Annotated in this window: 21 protein-coding genes and 1 pseudogene; 10 read left to right on the top strand and 12 right to left on the bottom strand. The window is 69.1% G+C overall.

The window, feature by feature from the left end; genetic code table 11:
• The first annotated feature begins 21 nt into the window (after positions 1–21).
• Genes ESD82_RS21225 through ESD82_RS21215 form a run of 3 tightly spaced genes read left to right on the top strand, consistent with a single transcriptional unit; the run spans position 22 to position 2,038 of the window.
• Positions 22–702, top strand: a complete 681-nt coding sequence (locus tag ESD82_RS21225; protein ID WP_024842841.1) for a c-type cytochrome, methanol metabolism-related — start codon at positions 22–24, stop codon at positions 700–702.
• Positions 699–1,511, top strand: a complete 813-nt coding sequence (locus ESD82_RS21220; RefSeq protein ID WP_024842842.1) for a substrate-binding domain-containing protein — start codon at positions 699–701, stop codon at positions 1,509–1,511. The genes ESD82_RS21225 and ESD82_RS21220 overlap by 4 nt, the downstream gene beginning before the upstream one ends.
• A complete protein-coding gene (locus tag ESD82_RS21215) occupies positions 1,508–2,038 on the top strand; it encodes a PQQ-dependent catabolism-associated CXXCW motif protein (RefSeq protein WP_147427446.1) in 531 nt (176 codons plus the stop codon). Before ESD82_RS21220 ends, ESD82_RS21215 begins: the two co-directional genes overlap by 4 nt.
• A 9-nt stretch (positions 2,039–2,047) precedes the next feature.
• Here ESD82_RS21215 and ESD82_RS21210 read toward each other — a convergent pair whose 3' ends face one another.
• On the bottom strand, positions 2,048–2,599 hold the full coding sequence (locus ESD82_RS21210) for an SRPBCC family protein (protein WP_147427447.1): 552 nt from the start codon (positions 2,597–2,599) through the stop codon (positions 2,048–2,050).
• Between the two features lie 3 nt (positions 2,600–2,602).
• Positions 2,603–3,118 (bottom strand): DUF3280 domain-containing protein, encoded by a 516-nt coding sequence (locus tag ESD82_RS21205; protein WP_024842845.1) that lies wholly within the window; start codon positions 3,116–3,118, stop codon positions 2,603–2,605.
• 190 nt (positions 3,119–3,308) lie between these two features.
• Here ESD82_RS21205 and ESD82_RS21200 point away from each other — a divergent pair, with 190 nt between their 5' ends.
• The 7 genes from ESD82_RS21200 to mobA are packed head-to-tail and all read left to right on the top strand — an operon-like array spanning position 3,309 to position 8,824.
• Positions 3,309–4,457, top strand: coding sequence for an ABC transporter substrate-binding protein (locus tag ESD82_RS21200; protein ID WP_244314562.1), 1,149 nt, complete (start codon positions 3,309–3,311; stop codon positions 4,455–4,457).
• An 8-nt stretch (positions 4,458–4,465) separates the two neighbouring features.
• Positions 4,466–5,437, top strand: coding sequence for a YVTN family beta-propeller repeat protein (locus ESD82_RS21195; protein ID WP_147427449.1), 972 nt, complete (start codon positions 4,466–4,468; stop codon positions 5,435–5,437).
• Between the two features lie 26 nt (positions 5,438–5,463).
• A complete protein-coding gene (locus tag ESD82_RS21190) occupies positions 5,464–6,042 on the top strand; it encodes a cupredoxin domain-containing protein (RefSeq protein WP_147427450.1) in 579 nt (192 codons plus the stop codon).
• Between the two features lie 37 nt (positions 6,043–6,079).
• Positions 6,080–6,799, top strand: coding sequence for an ABC transporter ATP-binding protein (locus ESD82_RS21185; protein WP_147427451.1), 720 nt, complete (start codon positions 6,080–6,082; stop codon positions 6,797–6,799).
• Entirely contained in the window at positions 6,796–7,632 is an 837-nt protein-coding gene (locus tag ESD82_RS21180; protein WP_147427452.1) for an ABC transporter permease, read from the top strand. Before ESD82_RS21185 ends, ESD82_RS21180 begins: the two co-directional genes overlap by 4 nt.
• Positions 7,629–8,225, top strand: coding sequence for a hypothetical protein (locus tag ESD82_RS21175; protein WP_024842851.1), 597 nt, complete (start codon positions 7,629–7,631; stop codon positions 8,223–8,225). Before ESD82_RS21180 ends, ESD82_RS21175 begins: the two co-directional genes overlap by 4 nt.
• Entirely contained in the window at positions 8,222–8,824 is a 603-nt protein-coding gene (mobA, locus tag ESD82_RS21170) for a molybdenum cofactor guanylyltransferase MobA (protein ID WP_024842852.1), read from the top strand. The genes ESD82_RS21175 and mobA overlap by 4 nt, the downstream gene beginning before the upstream one ends.
• On the opposite strand, the gene ESD82_RS21165 is transcribed toward mobA, so the two are convergent.
• The 10 genes and pseudogenes from ESD82_RS21165 to thiD form a co-directional block, all read right to left on the bottom strand.
• The gene (locus ESD82_RS21165) at positions 8,821–9,552 is read right to left on the bottom strand and encodes an ABC transporter permease (protein ID WP_147427453.1); all 732 of its coding nucleotides are present in this window, start codon (positions 9,550–9,552) and stop codon (positions 8,821–8,823) included. The genes mobA and ESD82_RS21165 overlap by 4 nt on opposite strands.
• Positions 9,549–10,342 (bottom strand): annotated as a pseudogene (locus ESD82_RS21160) (ABC transporter ATP-binding protein). The gene ESD82_RS21165 and the pseudogene ESD82_RS21160 overlap by 4 nt, the downstream one beginning before the upstream one ends.
• The gene (tenA, locus tag ESD82_RS21155) at positions 10,339–11,013 is read right to left on the bottom strand and encodes a thiaminase II (protein WP_024842855.1); all 675 of its coding nucleotides are present in this window, start codon (positions 11,011–11,013) and stop codon (positions 10,339–10,341) included. The pseudogene ESD82_RS21160 and the gene tenA overlap by 4 nt, the downstream one beginning before the upstream one ends.
• Positions 11,010–11,966 carry an ABC transporter substrate-binding protein gene (locus ESD82_RS21150; protein WP_024842856.1) on the bottom strand — a complete coding sequence of 319 codons (957 nt, stop codon included), beginning with the start codon at positions 11,964–11,966 and terminating at the stop codon, positions 11,010–11,012. Before ESD82_RS21150 ends, tenA begins: the two co-directional genes overlap by 4 nt.
• Positions 11,963–12,940, bottom strand: a complete 978-nt coding sequence (locus ESD82_RS21145) for a HesA/MoeB/ThiF family protein (protein ID WP_024842857.1) — start codon at positions 12,938–12,940, stop codon at positions 11,963–11,965. Before ESD82_RS21145 ends, ESD82_RS21150 begins: the two co-directional genes overlap by 4 nt.
• The gene (locus ESD82_RS21140) at positions 12,937–13,533 is read right to left on the bottom strand and encodes a thiamine phosphate synthase (protein ID WP_024842858.1); all 597 of its coding nucleotides are present in this window, start codon (positions 13,531–13,533) and stop codon (positions 12,937–12,939) included. Before ESD82_RS21140 ends, ESD82_RS21145 begins: the two co-directional genes overlap by 4 nt.
• Positions 13,530–14,294 (bottom strand): thiazole synthase, encoded by a 765-nt coding sequence (locus ESD82_RS21135; RefSeq protein WP_024842859.1) that lies wholly within the window; start codon positions 14,292–14,294, stop codon positions 13,530–13,532. Before ESD82_RS21135 ends, ESD82_RS21140 begins: the two co-directional genes overlap by 4 nt.
• 1 nt (position 14,295) lies before the next feature.
• Positions 14,296–14,493, bottom strand: coding sequence for a sulfur carrier protein ThiS (thiS, locus tag ESD82_RS21130; RefSeq protein ID WP_024842860.1), 198 nt, complete (start codon positions 14,491–14,493; stop codon positions 14,296–14,298).
• On the bottom strand, positions 14,477–15,454 hold the full coding sequence (locus ESD82_RS21125) for an FAD-dependent oxidoreductase (protein WP_147427454.1): 978 nt from the start codon (positions 15,452–15,454) through the stop codon (positions 14,477–14,479). Before ESD82_RS21125 ends, thiS begins: the two co-directional genes overlap by 17 nt.
• Positions 15,451–16,278 carry a bifunctional hydroxymethylpyrimidine kinase/phosphomethylpyrimidine kinase gene (gene thiD, locus ESD82_RS21120; protein WP_024842862.1) on the bottom strand — a complete coding sequence of 276 codons (828 nt, stop codon included), beginning with the start codon at positions 16,276–16,278 and terminating at the stop codon, positions 15,451–15,453. The genes ESD82_RS21125 and thiD overlap by 4 nt, the downstream gene beginning before the upstream one ends.
• Between the last annotated feature and the right edge of the window lie 37 nt (positions 16,279–16,315).

Genomic DNA, 16,315 nt, shown 5'->3' with positions numbered 1-16,315 from the left:
TGACAGCCAGGGAGGAAATTCATGACCAGCAAGACGACCGCCAGCCTGATGGCGATCCGTGTCGCATGCGCGGCCTTTGCCATCACCGGAACGGCCCTTGCACAGACCGCCGACACGCCCCCGGCGCAGGCCGGGGCCGGCGCTGCCGCCGCCGTATCGGGCGATGCGCAGCAACAGCAGCCGGCCGCAGGGGCCCCGGCCGAGGCGGAGGAGGCGCCCGCGGTCGCCGAGGCGGATGGCAAGCTTGTGCTGCCGAACGGCCAGGACATCACCCCCGACCACATGGAGAACGGCCGCTGGTATACGGCCGAGGACATCCCCACCTTCAAGATCGCCGAGGACGGCACGGTGGATTGGGCGACCTTCTCGGGCTATCGCCGCTATTCGGCGGAATGCCATGTCTGCCACGGTCCGGATGGCGAGGGCTCGACCTATGCGCCGGCGCTGAAGAAATCGGTGCTGACGCTGGGCTATTACGATTTCCTGGAAATCGCCGCCTCGGGCAAGCAAGAGGTCAATGTGGCTGCCAACCTGGTCATGCCGGCCTTTGGTACCAACAAGAACGTCTGGTGCTATATCGACGACATCTACGCCTATCTGCTGGCACGCGGCCTGGAGGAACTGCCGCGCGGCCGCCCCGCGAAAAGAGAGGACAAGTCCGACGAATTCGTGGCGCAGGAAGATTCCTGCATGAGCGGATGAGGCGCGCGCTTGCCTTGGCCGCGCTTCTGGCCTGCGCCGCGCTGCCCGCGGCGGCGCAGGTTGCCGACCTGCGCTCCAAGACCGAGTTCCGGGTCTGCGCCGATCCGGCCGCGGTGCCGATGTCCTCGCAGGACGAACAGGGTTTCGAGAATCGAATCGCCCGGCTTTTCGCCGAAAAGCTGGGCCTGCCGGTGGCCTATACCTGGTTCCCGCAGGGCCCCGGCTTCATCCGCAAGACCCTGCGCGCCGGGCTTTGCGATGTCGTCATCGGCTATGCCCAGGGCGACGAGATGGTGCAGAACACCAACCATTACTATACCTCGGCCTATGGCATCGTGACGCGGCTGGACAGCCCGCTGGCCTCGGTCGAGATGCTGGAGGATCCGGCGCTTCGCGGCCATCCGATCGGCGTGGTGGCGGGCACGCCGCCGGCGACCAACCTGGCGCGGGCGGGGCTGGCCAAGGACATGCGCGGCTGGGATCTGTTCGTGGATCGCCGGGTCGAGGATCCGGCGGGCGAGATGCTGGCCCAGGTGAAATCCGGCGAGCTGGCCGCCGCGGTGATCTGGGGCCCGCTGGCCGGTCCGCTGGTCAAGCAGGATCCCGAGCTGCAATTCACCCCGCTGCTCAAGGAAACCGGCGGTCCGCGCATGTTCTATCGCATCACCATGGGGGTGCGGCTGGACGAACAGGAATGGAAGCGGCAGCTGAACAGCCTGATTCGCCGCCACCAGGACGAGATCGACGCCATCCTGCGCGATGCCGGCGTGCCGCTGCTGGACGATTACGGCAAGGGGCTGAAACCATGAAACCTTCCTGGGCGGCGCTGGCGATCCTGATGGCCGGCGCGGTCCAGGCCCAGGTGCCCGAGCCGCAGGGTTTCCATGGCGAGCCCTATCGCTCGGAAACCCCGGCGACCCTGGCCGGCGCGCAGGTGATCGACGCGGCCGAGGCGATGCGGCTGCACGGGCAGGGCGTGCCCTTCATCGACGTGCTGCCGCGCCAGGCCCGCCCCGAGGGCCTGCCCGAAGGCACGCTGTGGAACGCGCCGCCGCATCTCTCCATTCCGGGCGCGATCTGGCTTTACGATACCGGCTATGACCGGCTTGCCCCGGCAGAACAGGCGCGGCTGGCCGAGGGGCTGGCGCGCCTGTCGGGCGGCGACAAGGCCGCGCCCCTGGTGATCCTTTGCAAGCGCGACTGCTGGATGAGCTGGAATGCCGCCAAGCGCGCCGTGGCGCTGGGCTATCGCGGCGTGATCTGGTTTCCCGACGGGGTCGAGGGCTGGCAGGAACAAGGCGGCCGGCTGGAGCCCATCGGCCCGGCCGGCCCCTGATTCCTTCGCTTACTCCGCCTTGCCGAACCGCTCGGCCAGTGCGTCGAGCCCGGCCTGATAGACGCCGGTGATCGCCTGGATCGCGGCCTCGTCATTCAGCTCGGGCGGGGGCTCGTTGTTGGGATAGCCGCGATAGAAGCCGCCCTTCCAGTTGACCAGCGCCTTGCCGCCCTCGTCCGTGACGCAAAGCGTCGCGGCGTAGTTCGTCACCGGCAGCACCGTCACCTCGACCGCTTCGATGCGATAGGCATAGCAGCGCTTCTCGGGCTGCCATCTCGACAGCACCTCGGTGATGGTCGGATCGCCCGCATCGGCTTTCAGATGCAGCACGCGGGTAGAGGTCTCGGGCTGGTCGGCCGAGCCATCGCCGGCCAGTTCCAGGCTGGCGATGGCGGGATGCCAGCTCATGTCGTCGAACCTGCCGATCGCGGCCCAGACCTCATCCGGGGTGGCATCCAGCTTTTGCTGCATCTCCAGCTTCAGCCGCGGCGGGCCATGCGCCTCGGCCGCCGGGGCCATTGCCATGGTTGCCCCCACCGTCAGGGCCAACAGTCGGATCATCCGTCACTCCTCCCGAAAGATGATGTTTTTCAACAGATAAAGATAGCCGCGGCGAAAGCTTTCGTCAGTATTGCCGCGAATGTCGACCACGCCGGCGCGGACCGTGTCGCCGCTGGCTGCGTCGCGAATGTAAAGGTTCAGCGACAGGATCAGGTTCGAAACCTTCTGCACCTCGCCCGAGATCGCGTAATGCGCGCCCATCTCGCGCGCGATGCGGCTGTCGCTGCCATTCGATTGCGTGGGGTTCTTGATCGGCGCGACCTGCTCGGCGGGAGGGTCCAGCAGGGTGAAGCCGCGGCTGCGCAGATCCTCGGCGATGACCTGCTCGGCCATCTCGACGCGGCGGGTCTCGTCCTCGCGCACGCCGTCGATTGCGCCCTCGATCGAGGTGTCGATGAAATGCAGGCCGAACCAGGCGGCGCTGTCGGGCGGCGGGGGGCCAAGCCGCTGGTCCGCCCCGGCGCCGGATCCGGCCAGGGCGACGGCACAGGCAATCAGGATGAGCCGCGGAAATCCCATGCGCAAACCATGCCCCCGACCCCCGCATCCGTCCATAGGACGAAAGTCCCTAAGACTTAGGTATCAGGTGATTTTACCCAGCCGGATCCGGGGTATCTGCCGGGTTGGCGCAGGCGGATTGACCCGGCATGATGCGGGTGGGAGGACAGCCATGACAGGCAGAATCATCATACTTTTGGCTGGTTTGTCCATGGCAAATCCGGCCCTTGCGCAAGATGCCGCGGCCCCGCAGACCGTGCATGCCGCCGTGCTGCGGGTGGATGTGCCCAGCCTGCCGCCGATCTCGCGGCTGGATGCCCCGCCCGAGGATCTGGGCTTTGCCGGCGCGCGGCTCGCCATCGAGGACAACGACACCACCGGCCGCTTCATGAACCAGGATTTCGAGGCGCTGGAGGTCACGGCCACGCCCGAGACCGCGGCGGCCGAGATGGACAAGCTGCTGACCGCGGGCATCCCCTTCATCGTCACGCTGGCCGATGATGCGCAGACGCTGGCCCTCGCCGACCAGGCTGGCGACGGTGCGCTGGTGCTGAATGCGCGGGCACGCGGCGACCACCTGCGCGGCCAGGATTGCCGCTTCAACGTGATCCATGCCGCGCCCAGCCATGCCATGCTGGCCGATGCGCTGGCGCAATTCCTGATGTGGAAGAAGTGGTCCAACTGGTTTCTGATCGCCGGCAGCCATCCCGAGGACGTGGCTCTGGCCGATGCCTATCGCCGCGCCGCGACCAAGTTCGGCGCCAGGATTGTCGAGACGCGGACCTATGAGGATACCGGCGGCAGCCGGCGCAGCGACAGCGGCCATGTGCAGGTCCAGCAGCAGATGCCGGTCTTCACCCAGCGCGCGCCGGCCCATGACGTGCTGATCGCGGCGGATGAGAACGGCGTCTTTGCCGACTGGCTGCCCTATGCGACCTGGGATCCGCGTCCGGTCGCCGGCTCGGCCGGGCTGGTGCCGCGCAGCTGGGCGCCCTCGCTGGAGGCCTGGGGGGCGACGCAGTTCCAGAACCGTTTCGAAAAGCTCGCCGGCCGCCCGATCCGCGAGGAGGATTACCAGACCTGGATCGCGCTGCGCATGATCGGCGAGGCGGCGACGCGCACGCAAAGCACCGATCCGGCCACGCTGAAAGAATTCATGCTGTCCGAGAATTTCGAGGTGGCGGGCTTCAAGGGCCAGAAGCTGACGATCCGCGACTGGGACCACCAGCTGCGCCAGCCGATCCTCTTGGCCACCGATTCCGTTACCGCCTCGGTCAGCCCGCAAGACCAGTATCTGCACCAAAGCTCGGCACTGGACACGCTGGGCTTCGACCGGCCCGAAACCGAATGCAAGTTCTGAGGTGAAAGATGAAAGCTGCAACCGCCATCCTGACCTCGGCCCTGTGCCTGGGTTTCGCCCTGCCCGCCGCTGCCAACCGGGTCTTCGTCAGCAACGAAAAGGGCAATGACGTCACCGTGCTGGACAGCGAGACGCTGGAGGTGATCGGCACCTATCCGGTCGGCGCCCGCCCGCGCGGCATCACCATCAGCCCGGACGGGAAGGAACTTTACGTCTGCGCCTCGGATGACGACCTGGTGCGGGTCTTCAATCCCGAGACGATGGAGGAGATGCATACCTTGCCCTCGGGCCCCGACCCCGAGCTGTTCGTGCTGCACCCCTCGGGCAACCCGCTCTACATCGCGAACGAGGACGACAACCTCGTGACCGTGGTCGATACCCAGACCCACAAGGTGCTGGCCGAGATCCCGGTCGGGGTCGAACCCGAGGGCATGGGCGTCAGCCCCGATGGCAAGGTGGTCATCAACACCTCGGAAACCACCAACATGGCGCATTTCATCGACAGCGAAAGCTTCGAGATCTTTGCCAATGTGCTGGTGGATTCGCGCCCGCGCTTCGCGCAGTTCAACGATGCCGGGACCAAGCTTTACGTCAGTTCTGAAATCGGCGGCACGGTCAGCGTGATCGACCCGGCGACGCAGCAGATCACCAAGAAGATCAGCTTCGAGATCCCCGGCGTGCTGCCCGAGGCGATCCAGCCGGTCGGCGTGCGCGTCACCGCCGACGGCAGCAAGGTCTTCGTCGCCCTGGGCCCGGCCAACCGCGTCGCCGTGATCGACGGCGAAACGGACGAGGTCCAGGATTACCTGCTGGTCGGCCAGCGGGTCTGGCAGATGGCCTTTACCCCGGACGAGAAATACCTGTTCACCACCAACGGCAATTCCAACGATGTCTCGGTGATCGACGTGGCGGCGCTGAAGGTCGTCAAATCCGTGCCCGTGGGCCAGCAGCCCTGGGGCGTGGTCGTCGCGCCCAACTGATGAGCGTTCAAGAGGGAGGAAGAACCATGACCCGTTTGCTGACCATCCTGCTAATCATGGCCGGGCTGGCCGCCCCTGCCGCGGCGCAGGAAACCGCGCCCGAAGCCAGCCCCGAGGCCGGCGCCGCAACCGACGGCGCGGCCGCGGCCGAGCAGGATGACGATGACGACGACGATGATGATGGCGGCGAAGCAGCCGATGCCGCCGGGGGCGTGCACGAGGCGGGGGCCAAGTTCGATTACGGCTTCTCGGGGATCATGGCGCGCGACAACCGCACCGACCTGGCGCCGTTGACGCTGGCCTCGGGCAAGCCGGTGGCAACCGCGGAATACAAGCTGAAATCGGGCGGCTTCTATCGTCTCGACATCAATGCGGATGGCAGCCAGGAACTGGCGCTGTCGGGCGGCGACTTCTTCCGCGCGATCTGGATCAACGAGGTGGTGATCAACGACATCGAGATCCGGCCGATGGGCGTGCATTCGCTGGAATTCGACGATGCCGGCACCGCGACGATCAGCTTCATCGCCATCGTTCCGGGCCGCTATACGCTGTCGATCCCCGGCTCGCAGGGCGAAACCCAGCAGGCGGTGTTCAATATCCAGTAAGCAGGAGGGGCGGAGCCCCGGCCCCGCCCTTTGCCAGATGCCGCAGGACGCGCTTTCCATCCAGCATGTCAGCCACAGTTTCGGCCGCTTCCCCGCGCTGAAGGATGTGTCGCTGACCGTGCCGCGCGGCGGCTTCACCGCGCTGCTGGGGGTGAACGGCGCCGGCAAGACCACGCTGTTCTCGCTGATCACCCGGCTTTACGACAACCGCTCGGGCCGGATCGAGGTGGCGGGCCACGACCTGCGCCGCCAGCCCGGTGCGGCGCTGGCGCGGCTGGGGGTGGTGTTCCAGTCCCGCGCGCTGGACGCCGACCTGACCGTGGCGCAGAACCTGGACTATCACGCCGCGCTGCACGGCATCCCGCGGCGCGAGGCGCGGGCGCGCAGCATCGAGGTGCTGGCGCAGGTCGATCTGTCGGACCGGCTGCATGCCAGGGTCTCGGCGCTGTCGGGCGGCCAGCAACGCCGGGCCGAGATCGCCCGCGCCCTGATCCACCGCCCCGAGATCCTGCTGCTGGACGAGCCGACCGTCGGGCTTGACGTGAAATCCCGCGCCGAGGTGGTGGCGCTGACCCGTGGGCTGACCCGCGGCGGGGTCTCGGCGCTCTGGGCCACGCATATCCTGGACGAGATCCGCCCCGAGGACGGGCTGGTCATCCTGCACAAGGGCGAGGTGCTGGCCCGCGGCAATGCCGGCGCCATCGGCGGCGACGACCTGACCGCGACCTTCCTGCGCCTGACGGGGGAACAGGTATGAGCGCGCGCCACCCGGCCGGACCGCGCCTGACCCCGCGCATGTGGCTGACCGCTTTCCTGGGCATTGCCCGGCGCGAGACCCTGCGCTTCGTCAACCAGCGCGGCCGTTTCCTGGCGGCGCTGGTGCGGCCGCTGGTCTGGCTGTTCATCTTTGCCGCCGGGTTTCGCGCCGTGCTGGGCCTGTCGATCACGCCGCCCTACCAGACCTATGTGCTTTACGAGGTCTATGTGACCCCCGGCCTTTGCGCGATGATCCAGCTGTTCAACGGCATGCAAAGCTCGCTCTCGATGGTGCATGACCGCGAGACGGGGGCGATGCGCACCCTGCTGGTCAGCCCGTTTCCGCGCTGGTTCCTGCTGGCCAGCAAGCTGGTCGCCGGGGTGATCGTGTCGATCATCCAGGTCTATGCCTTCCTGGTCATCGCCTGGTTCTGGCGGGTCGAGCCGCCGCCCGTCGGCTATCTGGCGGTGCTGCCGGCGCTGTTCCTGTCGGGGCTGATGCTGGGGGCGATGGGGCTGTTCCTGTCCTCGGCCATCCGCCAGCTGGAAAACTTCGCGGGCGTGATGAATTTCGTCATCTTCCCGATGTTTTTCGCCTCCAGCGCGCTTTACCCGCTGTGGCGGATGAACGAAAGCTCGCCGCTGCTGCACGACATCTGCGCGGCCAATCCCTTCACCCATGCGGTGGAGTTGATCCGCTTTGCCCTTTACGCGCGCTTCGATCTTCTGTCCTTCTTGGTGGTGTCGGGTTGCCTGATCCTGTTCTTTGCAGGGGCCGTCATCATGTATGATCCGGCCAAGGGGCTCTGGGCCCGGCGAAAGGGGGGAGCATGAGATACCTGGTTCTGGCGCTTTGCCTGGCCGCCGGTGCCGGCGCGGCGCGGGCGGAAAACGGCACCGATCCCGACTGGCCCTGCGTGCAGCGCAAGCAGCCGCACCTGTCGCTGGGCCAGATGTGGAGCGGGCCCGAGCCGGACGAGGCCGCGCGCGAGCTGGCCCGCACGCCCGAGATCGCCGCCCTGGCCGACCGGCTGGAGCAGCGCCGCCTGCCGCTGGCCGAGGCCGAGGCCGAGATCGCCGAATTTGCCAGGGATGCCGACAACCAGAAGCTGACGGCGCTGATGGTGGCGATCTTCGACCGGATCGAGCCGCATCGCGCGGCGCTGATCGCCGGTATCGCGCGCTATGGCCACAAGCAGGTCGATCTGGCACAAAGGATCGAGGATCACCGTGCCAAGATGGAACAGATGCAAAAGGCAGAAACGCCCGATTTCGACGCCATCGACGCCGAGGAAGAGCGGCTCGACTGGGACATGCGCATCTTCCAGGACCGCCAGCAGGCCCTGACCTATGTCTGCGAGACGCCGGTGATCCTGGAGCAGCGGGTGTTCGCGCTGGCCCGCGCCATCGCGGCGGGGCTGCGATGAACCCGGTTCCCGCCGTCATCCTGGCCGGGGGCCTGTCGCGCCGCATGGGCGGCGGCAACAAGGCGCTGCGGATGCTGGCGGGAGAGACCCTGCTGTCGCGGGTGATCGCGCGGCTTGCGCCGCAATGCGGGATGCTGGCGCTCAACGCCAATGGCGAGGCGGAGCAATTCGCGGCCTATGGGCTGCCGGTGATCGCCGACGGCATCGGCGGCTTCGCCGGGCCCTTGGCCGGGGTCCTGGCCGGCATGGAATGGGCGGCGGGCGAGGGCGCCCAGAGCGTGGTCAGCGTCAGCGTCGACACGCCCTTTCTGCCCGAGGATCTGGTGCATCGGCTGCGCGAGGCGGCCGGCCGCTCGGGCATGGCCATCGCCGCAAGCCCGGATGACAGCGGGCAGTTGCGCGACCATCCGACCTGCGCGCTCTGGCCGGTCGCGCTGCGCGGGGAGTTGCGCGAGGCGCTGGAATCGGGGCTGCACCGGATCGGCCAGTTCGCGGCCGCGCATGATCCGGGGCGGGCGGTGTTCGACAGCCGCCCCCTGGACCCGTTCCTGAACCTCAACACTCCCGAGGATCTGGCCCGCGCCGCGCGCCTGCTCTAGACGCCGTAGCGGCTGAGCAGCCGGTGCAGCGCGATGGCCACCGCCCTGGCGAAGATCACCGTCATCACCGACAAGACCAGCAGCGCGGCAAAGACCAGGTCGGTCTTCATCCGGCCGTTGGCATGGATCATCAGCGCGCCCAGGCCGCGCGCGCCGCCGACCCATTCGCCGATCACCGCGCCGATGGGCGCATAGACCGCCGCCAGCCGCAGCCCGGTGGCCAGGCTGGGCAGCGCCGCCGGGATGCGCAGGTGGCGCATGATGCGGATGCGGCCGGCGCCCATGACCTGCGCCAGGTCCAGCGCCGCCTGCGGCGTGCGCATCAGCCCGTCCAGGAAGGCGCTGGCCACCGGGAAGAACACGATCAGCACGGTCATGGCGATCTTGGGCGCCATGCCGAAACCCAGCCACAGCGTCAGGATCGGCGCGAGCGCAAAGACCGGGATGGTCTGGCTAAAGGTCAGGATCGGCCGCAGCACGTCGGCCAGCCTCTGCGAGAACCCCATCGCCACCGCGAGAGCGGCGCCGAGCGTGGAGCCGAGGATGAAGCCCAGCATCACCTCGGTCAGGGTGAAGCCGGCATGGCGGGCGATCTCGGCCCGGTTCAGCCACAGCGCCTCGGTCACGGCCAGCGGCGAGGGCAGCAGGAAGGGCGGCATGCCGGCCAGCCAGATCACCCCCTGCCACAGGGCCAGGATGGTGACGGCCAGGGTCACGACGGTTCTCATGCCATCATCCCCCGCATCAGCTCGGCTTGCAGCGCCAGCACCTCGGGCGCGTCATAGGGCCGGGCGGCGCCTTTCGGGCGCGGGGCGGGCCGGGGCCATTCGGTCAGCCCCGTCCCGCGCAAGAGCAGGATGCGGTCGCCGAGCCGCGCGGCCTCGGCGGGGTCATGCGTGACCAGGAGCACCGTGCGGTCGTCGAGCAGCCGCGCCGCGAGATCCTGCATCTGCGCCCGCGTGCGCGCGTCCAGCGCCGAAAAGGGCTCGTCCAGCAGCACCAGCGGCCGGTCCTCGAACAGCGTCCGGGCCAGGGCTGTGCGCTGGCGCTGGCCGCCCGACAGGTTGGCGGGCAGGTGATGGGCGCGGTCGGCCAGGCCCACGGCCTTGATCAGACGGGCCGCGCGGGTGGCGGGGTCGGCCGGGGGCTCTGCCCCCGCCCATCCGGCCCCTCGATGGGGCCGGATGGGCGTCCCCCGGGATATTTGGACAAGAAAGAAGCCCGCAGCGTGCCGCGCAGGCGCGCGCCCAGCGTGACATTGCCGGTCACGTCCAGCCAGGGGATCAGGCCCGGATCCTGCGCCATCAGGGCAACGGGCTGGTTGCGCGTCACCTCGCCCTCGAAGCGCGCGCCGGTTTCCAGTCCGGCGATCAGCCGCAGGATGGTCGATTTGCCGACGCCCGAGGGGCCGAGCAGGCAGGTCCAACCGCCGGGTTCCAGCACCAGGTCTACCGGCGCGAACAGCGGCGCCTCGCCGACCCAGGCGCGGCCGCGAACCGAGGCCGCCGCGGCGGTCATGCGCGGCCCAGCTCCCAGAAGGCGACTTCGAGCCGCGTGGCGGTGGCGAAGCGATCCGACAGCGCGGCCCAGCGCGGGCTTTGCCGGGGCGTATCGCCCAGCCGCTTGCGGAGGGCATTGTCCAGCAGCTCGCCGGCCGAGATGCAGGCGGCCTGGTATTCGGCGCCGGCATAGGTGTCGATCCATTCGCGATAGGGCGTGTCGGGTGCCGCCTCGGCCTGGAGCCGCAGTCCGATTTCGCCATAGCCCAGCACGCAGGGCATCAGCGCCGCCAAGAGGTCAAGGAAATCGCCCGAATAGCCGGATTCCAGAACATAGCGGGTATATGCGATATTGGTGACGGCCTCTTGCGCATTGGCCAGCACCTCGGGGCCCATGCCGGCGCGGGCGCAGGTCTGCACATGCAGGCCCATCTCGTGATCCAGAAGCGTGTGGACCGTGGCCGAACAGGCCCGCATCTCGTCGAGGTCTCCGGCCTTGACCACCGCCAGCGCCCAGGCGCGCGAGAAGTTTTGCAGGAACAGGTAATCCTGTACCAGATAGGTCAGGAAGCGCGATTGCGGCAGCGTGCCGTCGCGCAGCCCTTCGACGAAGGGGTGGCGGGTATAGGCGTCCCAGTCGGGCTGCGCCGCGGCCCGCCAGGCGGCGAAGGCGTCTCCGTAGCGGCTCATTGCGCCGCCCCCATGTCCTGCGCCGCCACGTCCAGGGCCAGGTCCGAGACCGGCAGCACGCTGTCGACCAGCCCGGCCTCGTGCAGGAAGGCTTCGAACCGGGCATAGCGGCCCTGGTCCAGCGCCGCCGGCGATTGCGAGAAGCGCGGCAGCGTGTCCTTCCAGGCTTCGGCGTTCAGCTCGTCCTTGAGATCGGGCGCGGTGGCCGAGAACAGCTCCCAGGCCTCGTCCGGGTGGTTGACCATGTATTGCGCGCCGCGTTCGACCGCGTGCAGCAGGCGGCGGGTGCGGTCCAGGTCCAGATCGGCCGGGTTGGCGACGAAGATCAGCTCGTCATAGGTCGGCACGCCCTGTTCCTCGACGAAGAAGCATTTGCCCTGAGTGCCCTCCAGCCGCATCTGCGTCAGCTCGAAATTGCGATAGGCGCCGATGGTGGCGTCGACCTGGCCGGCGATCAGCGCCGGCGACAGCGACCAGTTCACGTTCACCATCTCGACATCCTGCATGGTCAGGCCGGCGGTCTTGAGGATCTGGCCGACCAGCGCCTCCTCGACGCCCGAGACGGAATAGCCGATCTTCCTGCCCTTGAGGTCGGCGATCTCCTGCACCGGGCCGTCGGCCTTGACCATCAGGCAGTTCAAGGGCGTCGCGACCAGGGTGCCGACGCGTTTCAGCGGCAGGCCCTCATGCACTTGCAGGTGCAGTTGCGGCTGGTAGCTGATGGCGTAATCGGCCTTGCCGGCGGCGACCAGTTTCGGCGGATCCGAGGGATCGGCGGGGGCGATGACTTCGACCTCCAGCCCTTCCTCGGCGAAGAAGCCCTTTTCCTGGGCCACGATGATCGGGCCGTGGTCGGGGTTCACGAACCAGTCCAGGATCAGCGTCACCTTGTCCTGGGCATGGGCGGGCAGGGCCAGCATGGCGAAGGCGGCGGCAAGGGTAAGGTGTTTCATCGGTCGTCGTCTCCAAGGGCCAGAAGGGTGATCTCGCCGCTCCAGCGGCGGGCAAGGGCGTCGGCGGCGCGCCACGAGCGCAGGCCGGAACGGCAGGCCAGCACCACGCGGCCGCCGGGATCGGGCAGGGGGCCCGCCGCGCCGTAATCGGGGATGCGCAGCGCGTCCGGCGTGGCCTTGCGCGGCGCCTCGTCCTCGGGGCGCAGGTCGATGACCAGGTCGGTCGCGCGGATCTCGTCGCGGGCGATGAAGCGTGGACCGGTCGCCTCGGGGGCGGTGTCGAAGCGGAACTGGCTGAAGCGGCCGTTGTCGAAGCGGATGAATTCGCCCAGCGGCGAGGGCGTGGTGCCCAGAAGCAGCCGCAGCGCCATCTGCGCCTGGATGCAGCCGAGCATGCCGACCACCGGGCCCAGCACGCCGGCGGTGGCGCAGGTCTGGCCGCTGTCGGGCGGGTCGGGGAACAGGGCGCGCAGGCTGGGGGCGCCCCCCTGCCGCTTGTCGCCGCAGAAGCCGCCGACATAGCCCGCAAGCCCCAGCGCCGAGGCCGAGATCAGCGGCTTGCCCGCCGCCAGGCAGGCGTCCGAGAGCGTGTAGCTGGCGGCATAGCTGTCGGCGCAATCCAGCACCACATCAGCCGCCGCAACCAGCGCCGGGGCGTTCAGGGGGGTCAGCCGGTCCGCCAGCGCCTCGATCTCCACCGCGGGGTTCAGCCGGGCCACGGCCTGTGCGGCGGCGCGGACCTTGGGCTGGCCGATATCCTTCATGCGGTAAAGCGGCTGGCGGTGCAGGTTGGTCTCCTCGACCGTGTCGGGGTCGATCAGGGTGATGCGGCCGATACCGCTGCCGGCCAGGTATTGCAGCACCGGCACGCCCAAGCCCCCGGCGCCGACGACCAGCGCATGGGCGGCGCCGATGCGCTCCTGCCCCTCGGCGCCGATCTCGGGCAGGACCATCTGGCGAACATAGCGGTTCATGCCGCCACCCGCAGCCATTCGCGGATGCGGCCCTCGGGGTCGGGGTTGAGCGTGATGTCGGTCACGGCCGAGGCCAGGTCGGCGCCGGCGGCGAAGGCTTCCAGCGCGCGCTCCGGGGTGACGCCGCCGATGGCGACCAGCGGCGTCGCGCCGACCAGCTTGCGCCATTCCCGCACCCGGTCCAGCCCCTGCTGTTCCCATTTCATCTTCTTCAGGATCGTCGGCCAGACCGGTCCCAGCGCGACGTAATCGGGCCTGAGCGCCAGCGCCCGGTCCAGTTCGGCATGGTCGTGGGTCGAGACGCCCAGCCGCAGCCCGGCCTTGCGGATCGCCGGAATGTCGGCGGTATCCAGATCCTCCTGCCCCAGGTGGATGAAGTCGCAGCCCAGGTCGATGGCGGCCTGCCAGTGGTCGTTGACGACCAGCGTGGCGCGATGTTCGCGGCACAGCTCCTGGCACAGCGCCAGCTCGCCCAAGAGCCGGGCGGGGGGCTGGTCCTTGATGCGGATCTGCACCAGTTTCACGCCCAGCGGCAGGGCGCGGCGCAGCCAGTCGCTGCTGTCGAAGATCGGGTAAAAGCGCGGCAATCTCATCCCAGCACCGCCATGCCGAAGAGGGGGGTGGAAGGGGCGGCCATGTCGCGGGCCTCGATCGGGTTGGCGCCATGCGCCAGCTGCCCGGCCTCGATCGCCAGCGCCATGGCGCGGGCCATGGCCACCGGATCGCCGGCCTTGGCGACGGCGGTGTTCAGCAGCACGGCGTCATAGCCCAGCTCCATCGCCTGCGCCGCGTGGCTGGGCAGGCCGATGCCGGCATCCACGACCAGCGGCACATCGGGGAAATGCGCCCTCAGGCTGCGCAGCCCGTAAGGGTTGTTCAGCCCCCGGCCCGAGCCGATGGGCGCGCCCCAAGGCATCAGCACCTGGCAGCCCGCATCGAGCAGCCGGCCGCAGACCGAAAGGTCCTCGGTGCAATAGGGAAAGACCTGGAAGCCGTCCTCGGACAGCAGCCGCGCCGCTTCGACCAGCGCGATCACGTCGGGGCAAAGCGTGTCGTCGTCCCGGATCACTTCCAGCTTGATCCAGGGCGTCTCGAACAGCTCGCGCGCCATCTGCGCGGTCGTCACCGCCTCGCGCACCGAATGGCAGCCGGCGGTATTGGGCAGGACGGGGATGCCCAGCTCCTTGATCAGGCGATGGAAGTCCTGGCCTTCGCCGCCTTCGCGCCGCAGGCTGACGGTGGCGATGCCGGCGCGCGAGGCGCGGAACGCCTCGGCCATGATGGCGGGCGAGGGGTATTGCGCCGTGCCCAGCATCAGCGGGCTTGCGACTTCGGTTCCGTAAAAGACCGGCATCTCAGCCCCCCTGCATCGGCGCCACGACTTCCAGCGCGTCGCCATCCTTCAGCGTGGTCGCGGGCCGGGCGGCGGCGGGCAGGAAGGCGCCGTTCAGCGCCGTCGCCACCTTGGCCGCGCCCAATCCGATCTCGGCCAGCGCGTCCTGCACGGTCGGGCCGGTCAGATCGCGCGCCGCTCCGTTAAGGGTGATCTTCATCCATGAACTCCGGTTTCCGGCCCTCGACAAGGTAATCGGCGGCCATGCGGGCCACGGCGGGGGCCAGAAGATAGCCGTGGCGGTAAAGGCCGTTTGCGTAAAGCGTGCCGCCGCGCCGGCGCAGGCGGGGCAGGTTGTCCGGGAAGGCGGGGCGGGCATCCGAGCCAAGCTCGAGGATCTCGGCCTCGGCAAAGCCGGGATGCAGCGCATAGGCGGCCGACAGCATCTCGACCGCCGAGCGCGCGGTGACGCGATACTTGCCGCCGGTCTCCAGCATCGTGGCGCCGATCATGTAGACGCCATCGCCGCGCGGCACGAGATACAGGGGGATGCGCGGATGCAGCAGGCGGATGGTGCGGGTCAGCGCCACTTCCGGGCAGCGGATCACCAGCATCTCGCCGCGCACGCCGCGCAGGTCGGAAAGTTCGTCCCTGGCGGCCAGGCCGCGGGCATCGACGACAAGGCCGGTGGGCGTGCCCTCGGTTTCGATGGCGACGCCCTGCGCCTCCAGCCGGTCGCGCAGGGCCAGCAGGGCGGCGCGCGGGTTCAGGTGCGCCTCGGTGGCGAAATGCAGGCCGCGCGGGAAGCGGCCGGCCAGCTCCGGCTCCAGCGCCGCGACTTCCTCGCCGTTCACCGGCTGATGCGCCTCGGTCAGCCGGGCAAAGCGGTCGAGTTCCGCCCGGTCGCGCGAGGGCGCCAGGACCAGCGTGCCGCGGCGGATGACCTCGGCGCCATTCGCCTGCCACCAGTCGGCGGCATCGAGGCCCAGGCGCAGCACCGCCGGCTCGGCGCTTTCGGCCTCGCAATAGGGCGCCAGCATCCCGCCGGCGCGCCAGCTGCAGGCCTGGGATCCGGGCTTGCCGGCCGGGTCGATGATGCGCGGCAGGATGCCGCGCGCCGCCAGTTCGGTGGCGATGCACAGGCCCATGACCCCGGCGCCCAGGATGGTGATCTGGTTCATGCCTGCCTCCAGAACTCGTGGAAATGATGCACCGGGCCGTGCCCCAGTCCGACCGACAATTCGTCGGCGTGGGCGATGGCGGCCTGCAGCCAGCCATGGGCGCGGGTCACGGCCTGCGCCACCGTCAGCCCCTGCGCCAGCCCTGCCGCGATGGCCGAGGACAGCGAGCAGCCAGTGCCGTGGGTGTTGGGCGTCTGCTGGCGCGGGGCCGTCAGGGTCAGCGGCTGGGGCCCGACCAGAAGGTCGGTGCAGCTGTCTTCGGTCGCATGACCGCCCTTCATCAGCACATGGTCGGCGCCCAGGGCGCGCAGCGCCTCGCCCTGCTCGCGCATCTCCTCGGGCGTCGCGGCGGGGGGGCGACCCAGAAGCCGCGCCGCCTCGGGCAGGTTCGGGGTCAGCACGGTCGCCAGCGGGATCAGCTGCTCGCGCAGCGCCGAGACGGCATCGTCCGGCAAAAGCGCGTCGCCGGATTTCGCCACCATCACCGGGTCCAGCACCACCGGCACCGGATTGTCCGCCAGCAGCGCCGCCAGCCGGTCGGCGACGACCGTGATCACATCGGCGCCGCCGACCATGCCGATCTTGACCGCGCGCACCTCGAGATCGCCGAAGACCGCGTCGATCTGCGCCGCGACCATGGCCGGGCTGACCGCCTCGACCGCGGCGACGGTGCGGGTGTTCTGCGCGGTGATCGCCGTGATCACAGAGGCGCCATAGACGCCCAGCGCCGAGAAGGCCTTCAGGTCGGCCTGGATTCCGGCGCCGCCGCCGCTGTCCGAGCCGGCGATGGTCAGCGCGATGGGATGGGGCTGCAATCCCGACATGGCCCGCCTTTCGTTTCGGCCGGGCATGGGGACGCGG

This window comes from Paracoccus pantotrophus (genome assembly GCF_008824185.1).
GTDB lineage: Bacteria > Pseudomonadota > Alphaproteobacteria > Rhodobacterales > Rhodobacteraceae > Paracoccus > Paracoccus pantotrophus.
Note: the sequence above shows the minus strand (reverse complement) of the source record. Positions and strands in the feature narration are given on the sequence as shown.

Bases quoted from the DNA above. Each gene is read 5' to 3' on its own strand.
- ESD82_RS21225 (WP_024842841.1), top strand. From the start codon at position 22: ATGACCAGCAAGACGACCGCCAGCCTGATGGCGATCCGTGTCGCATGC.
- ESD82_RS21220 (WP_024842842.1), top strand. From the start codon at position 699: ATGAGGCGCGCGCTTGCCTTGGCCGCGCTTCTGGCCTGCGCCGCGCTG.
- ESD82_RS21215 (WP_147427446.1), top strand. From the start codon at position 1,508: ATGAAACCTTCCTGGGCGGCGCTGGCGATCCTGATGGCCGGCGCGGTC.
- ESD82_RS21210 (WP_147427447.1), bottom strand. From the start codon at position 2,599: ATGATCCGACTGTTGGCCCTGACGGTGGGGGCAACCATGGCAATGGCC.
- ESD82_RS21205 (WP_024842845.1), bottom strand. From the start codon at position 3,118: ATGGGATTTCCGCGGCTCATCCTGATTGCCTGTGCCGTCGCCCTGGCC.
- ESD82_RS21200 (WP_244314562.1), top strand. From the start codon at position 3,309: ATGGCAAATCCGGCCCTTGCGCAAGATGCCGCGGCCCCGCAGACCGTG.
- ESD82_RS21195 (WP_147427449.1), top strand. From the start codon at position 4,466: ATGAAAGCTGCAACCGCCATCCTGACCTCGGCCCTGTGCCTGGGTTTC.
- ESD82_RS21190 (WP_147427450.1), top strand. From the start codon at position 5,464: ATGACCCGTTTGCTGACCATCCTGCTAATCATGGCCGGGCTGGCCGCC.
- ESD82_RS21185 (WP_147427451.1), top strand. From the start codon at position 6,080: ATGCCGCAGGACGCGCTTTCCATCCAGCATGTCAGCCACAGTTTCGGC.
- ESD82_RS21180 (WP_147427452.1), top strand. From the start codon at position 6,796: ATGAGCGCGCGCCACCCGGCCGGACCGCGCCTGACCCCGCGCATGTGG.
- ESD82_RS21175 (WP_024842851.1), top strand. From the start codon at position 7,629: ATGAGATACCTGGTTCTGGCGCTTTGCCTGGCCGCCGGTGCCGGCGCG.
- mobA (WP_024842852.1), top strand. From the start codon at position 8,222: ATGAACCCGGTTCCCGCCGTCATCCTGGCCGGGGGCCTGTCGCGCCGC.
- ESD82_RS21165 (WP_147427453.1), bottom strand. From the start codon at position 9,552: ATGAGAACCGTCGTGACCCTGGCCGTCACCATCCTGGCCCTGTGGCAG.
- tenA (WP_024842855.1), bottom strand. From the start codon at position 11,013: ATGAGCCGCTACGGAGACGCCTTCGCCGCCTGGCGGGCCGCGGCGCAG.
- ESD82_RS21150 (WP_024842856.1), bottom strand. From the start codon at position 11,966: ATGAAACACCTTACCCTTGCCGCCGCCTTCGCCATGCTGGCCCTGCCC.
- ESD82_RS21145 (WP_024842857.1), bottom strand. From the start codon at position 12,940: ATGAACCGCTATGTTCGCCAGATGGTCCTGCCCGAGATCGGCGCCGAG.
- ESD82_RS21140 (WP_024842858.1), bottom strand. From the start codon at position 13,533: ATGAGATTGCCGCGCTTTTACCCGATCTTCGACAGCAGCGACTGGCTG.
- ESD82_RS21135 (WP_024842859.1), bottom strand. From the start codon at position 14,294: ATGCCGGTCTTTTACGGAACCGAAGTCGCAAGCCCGCTGATGCTGGGC.
- thiS (WP_024842860.1), bottom strand. From the start codon at position 14,493: ATGAAGATCACCCTTAACGGAGCGGCGCGCGATCTGACCGGCCCGACC.
- ESD82_RS21125 (WP_147427454.1), bottom strand. From the start codon at position 15,454: ATGAACCAGATCACCATCCTGGGCGCCGGGGTCATGGGCCTGTGCATC.
- thiD (WP_024842862.1), bottom strand. From the start codon at position 16,278: ATGTCGGGATTGCAGCCCCATCCCATCGCGCTGACCATCGCCGGCTCG.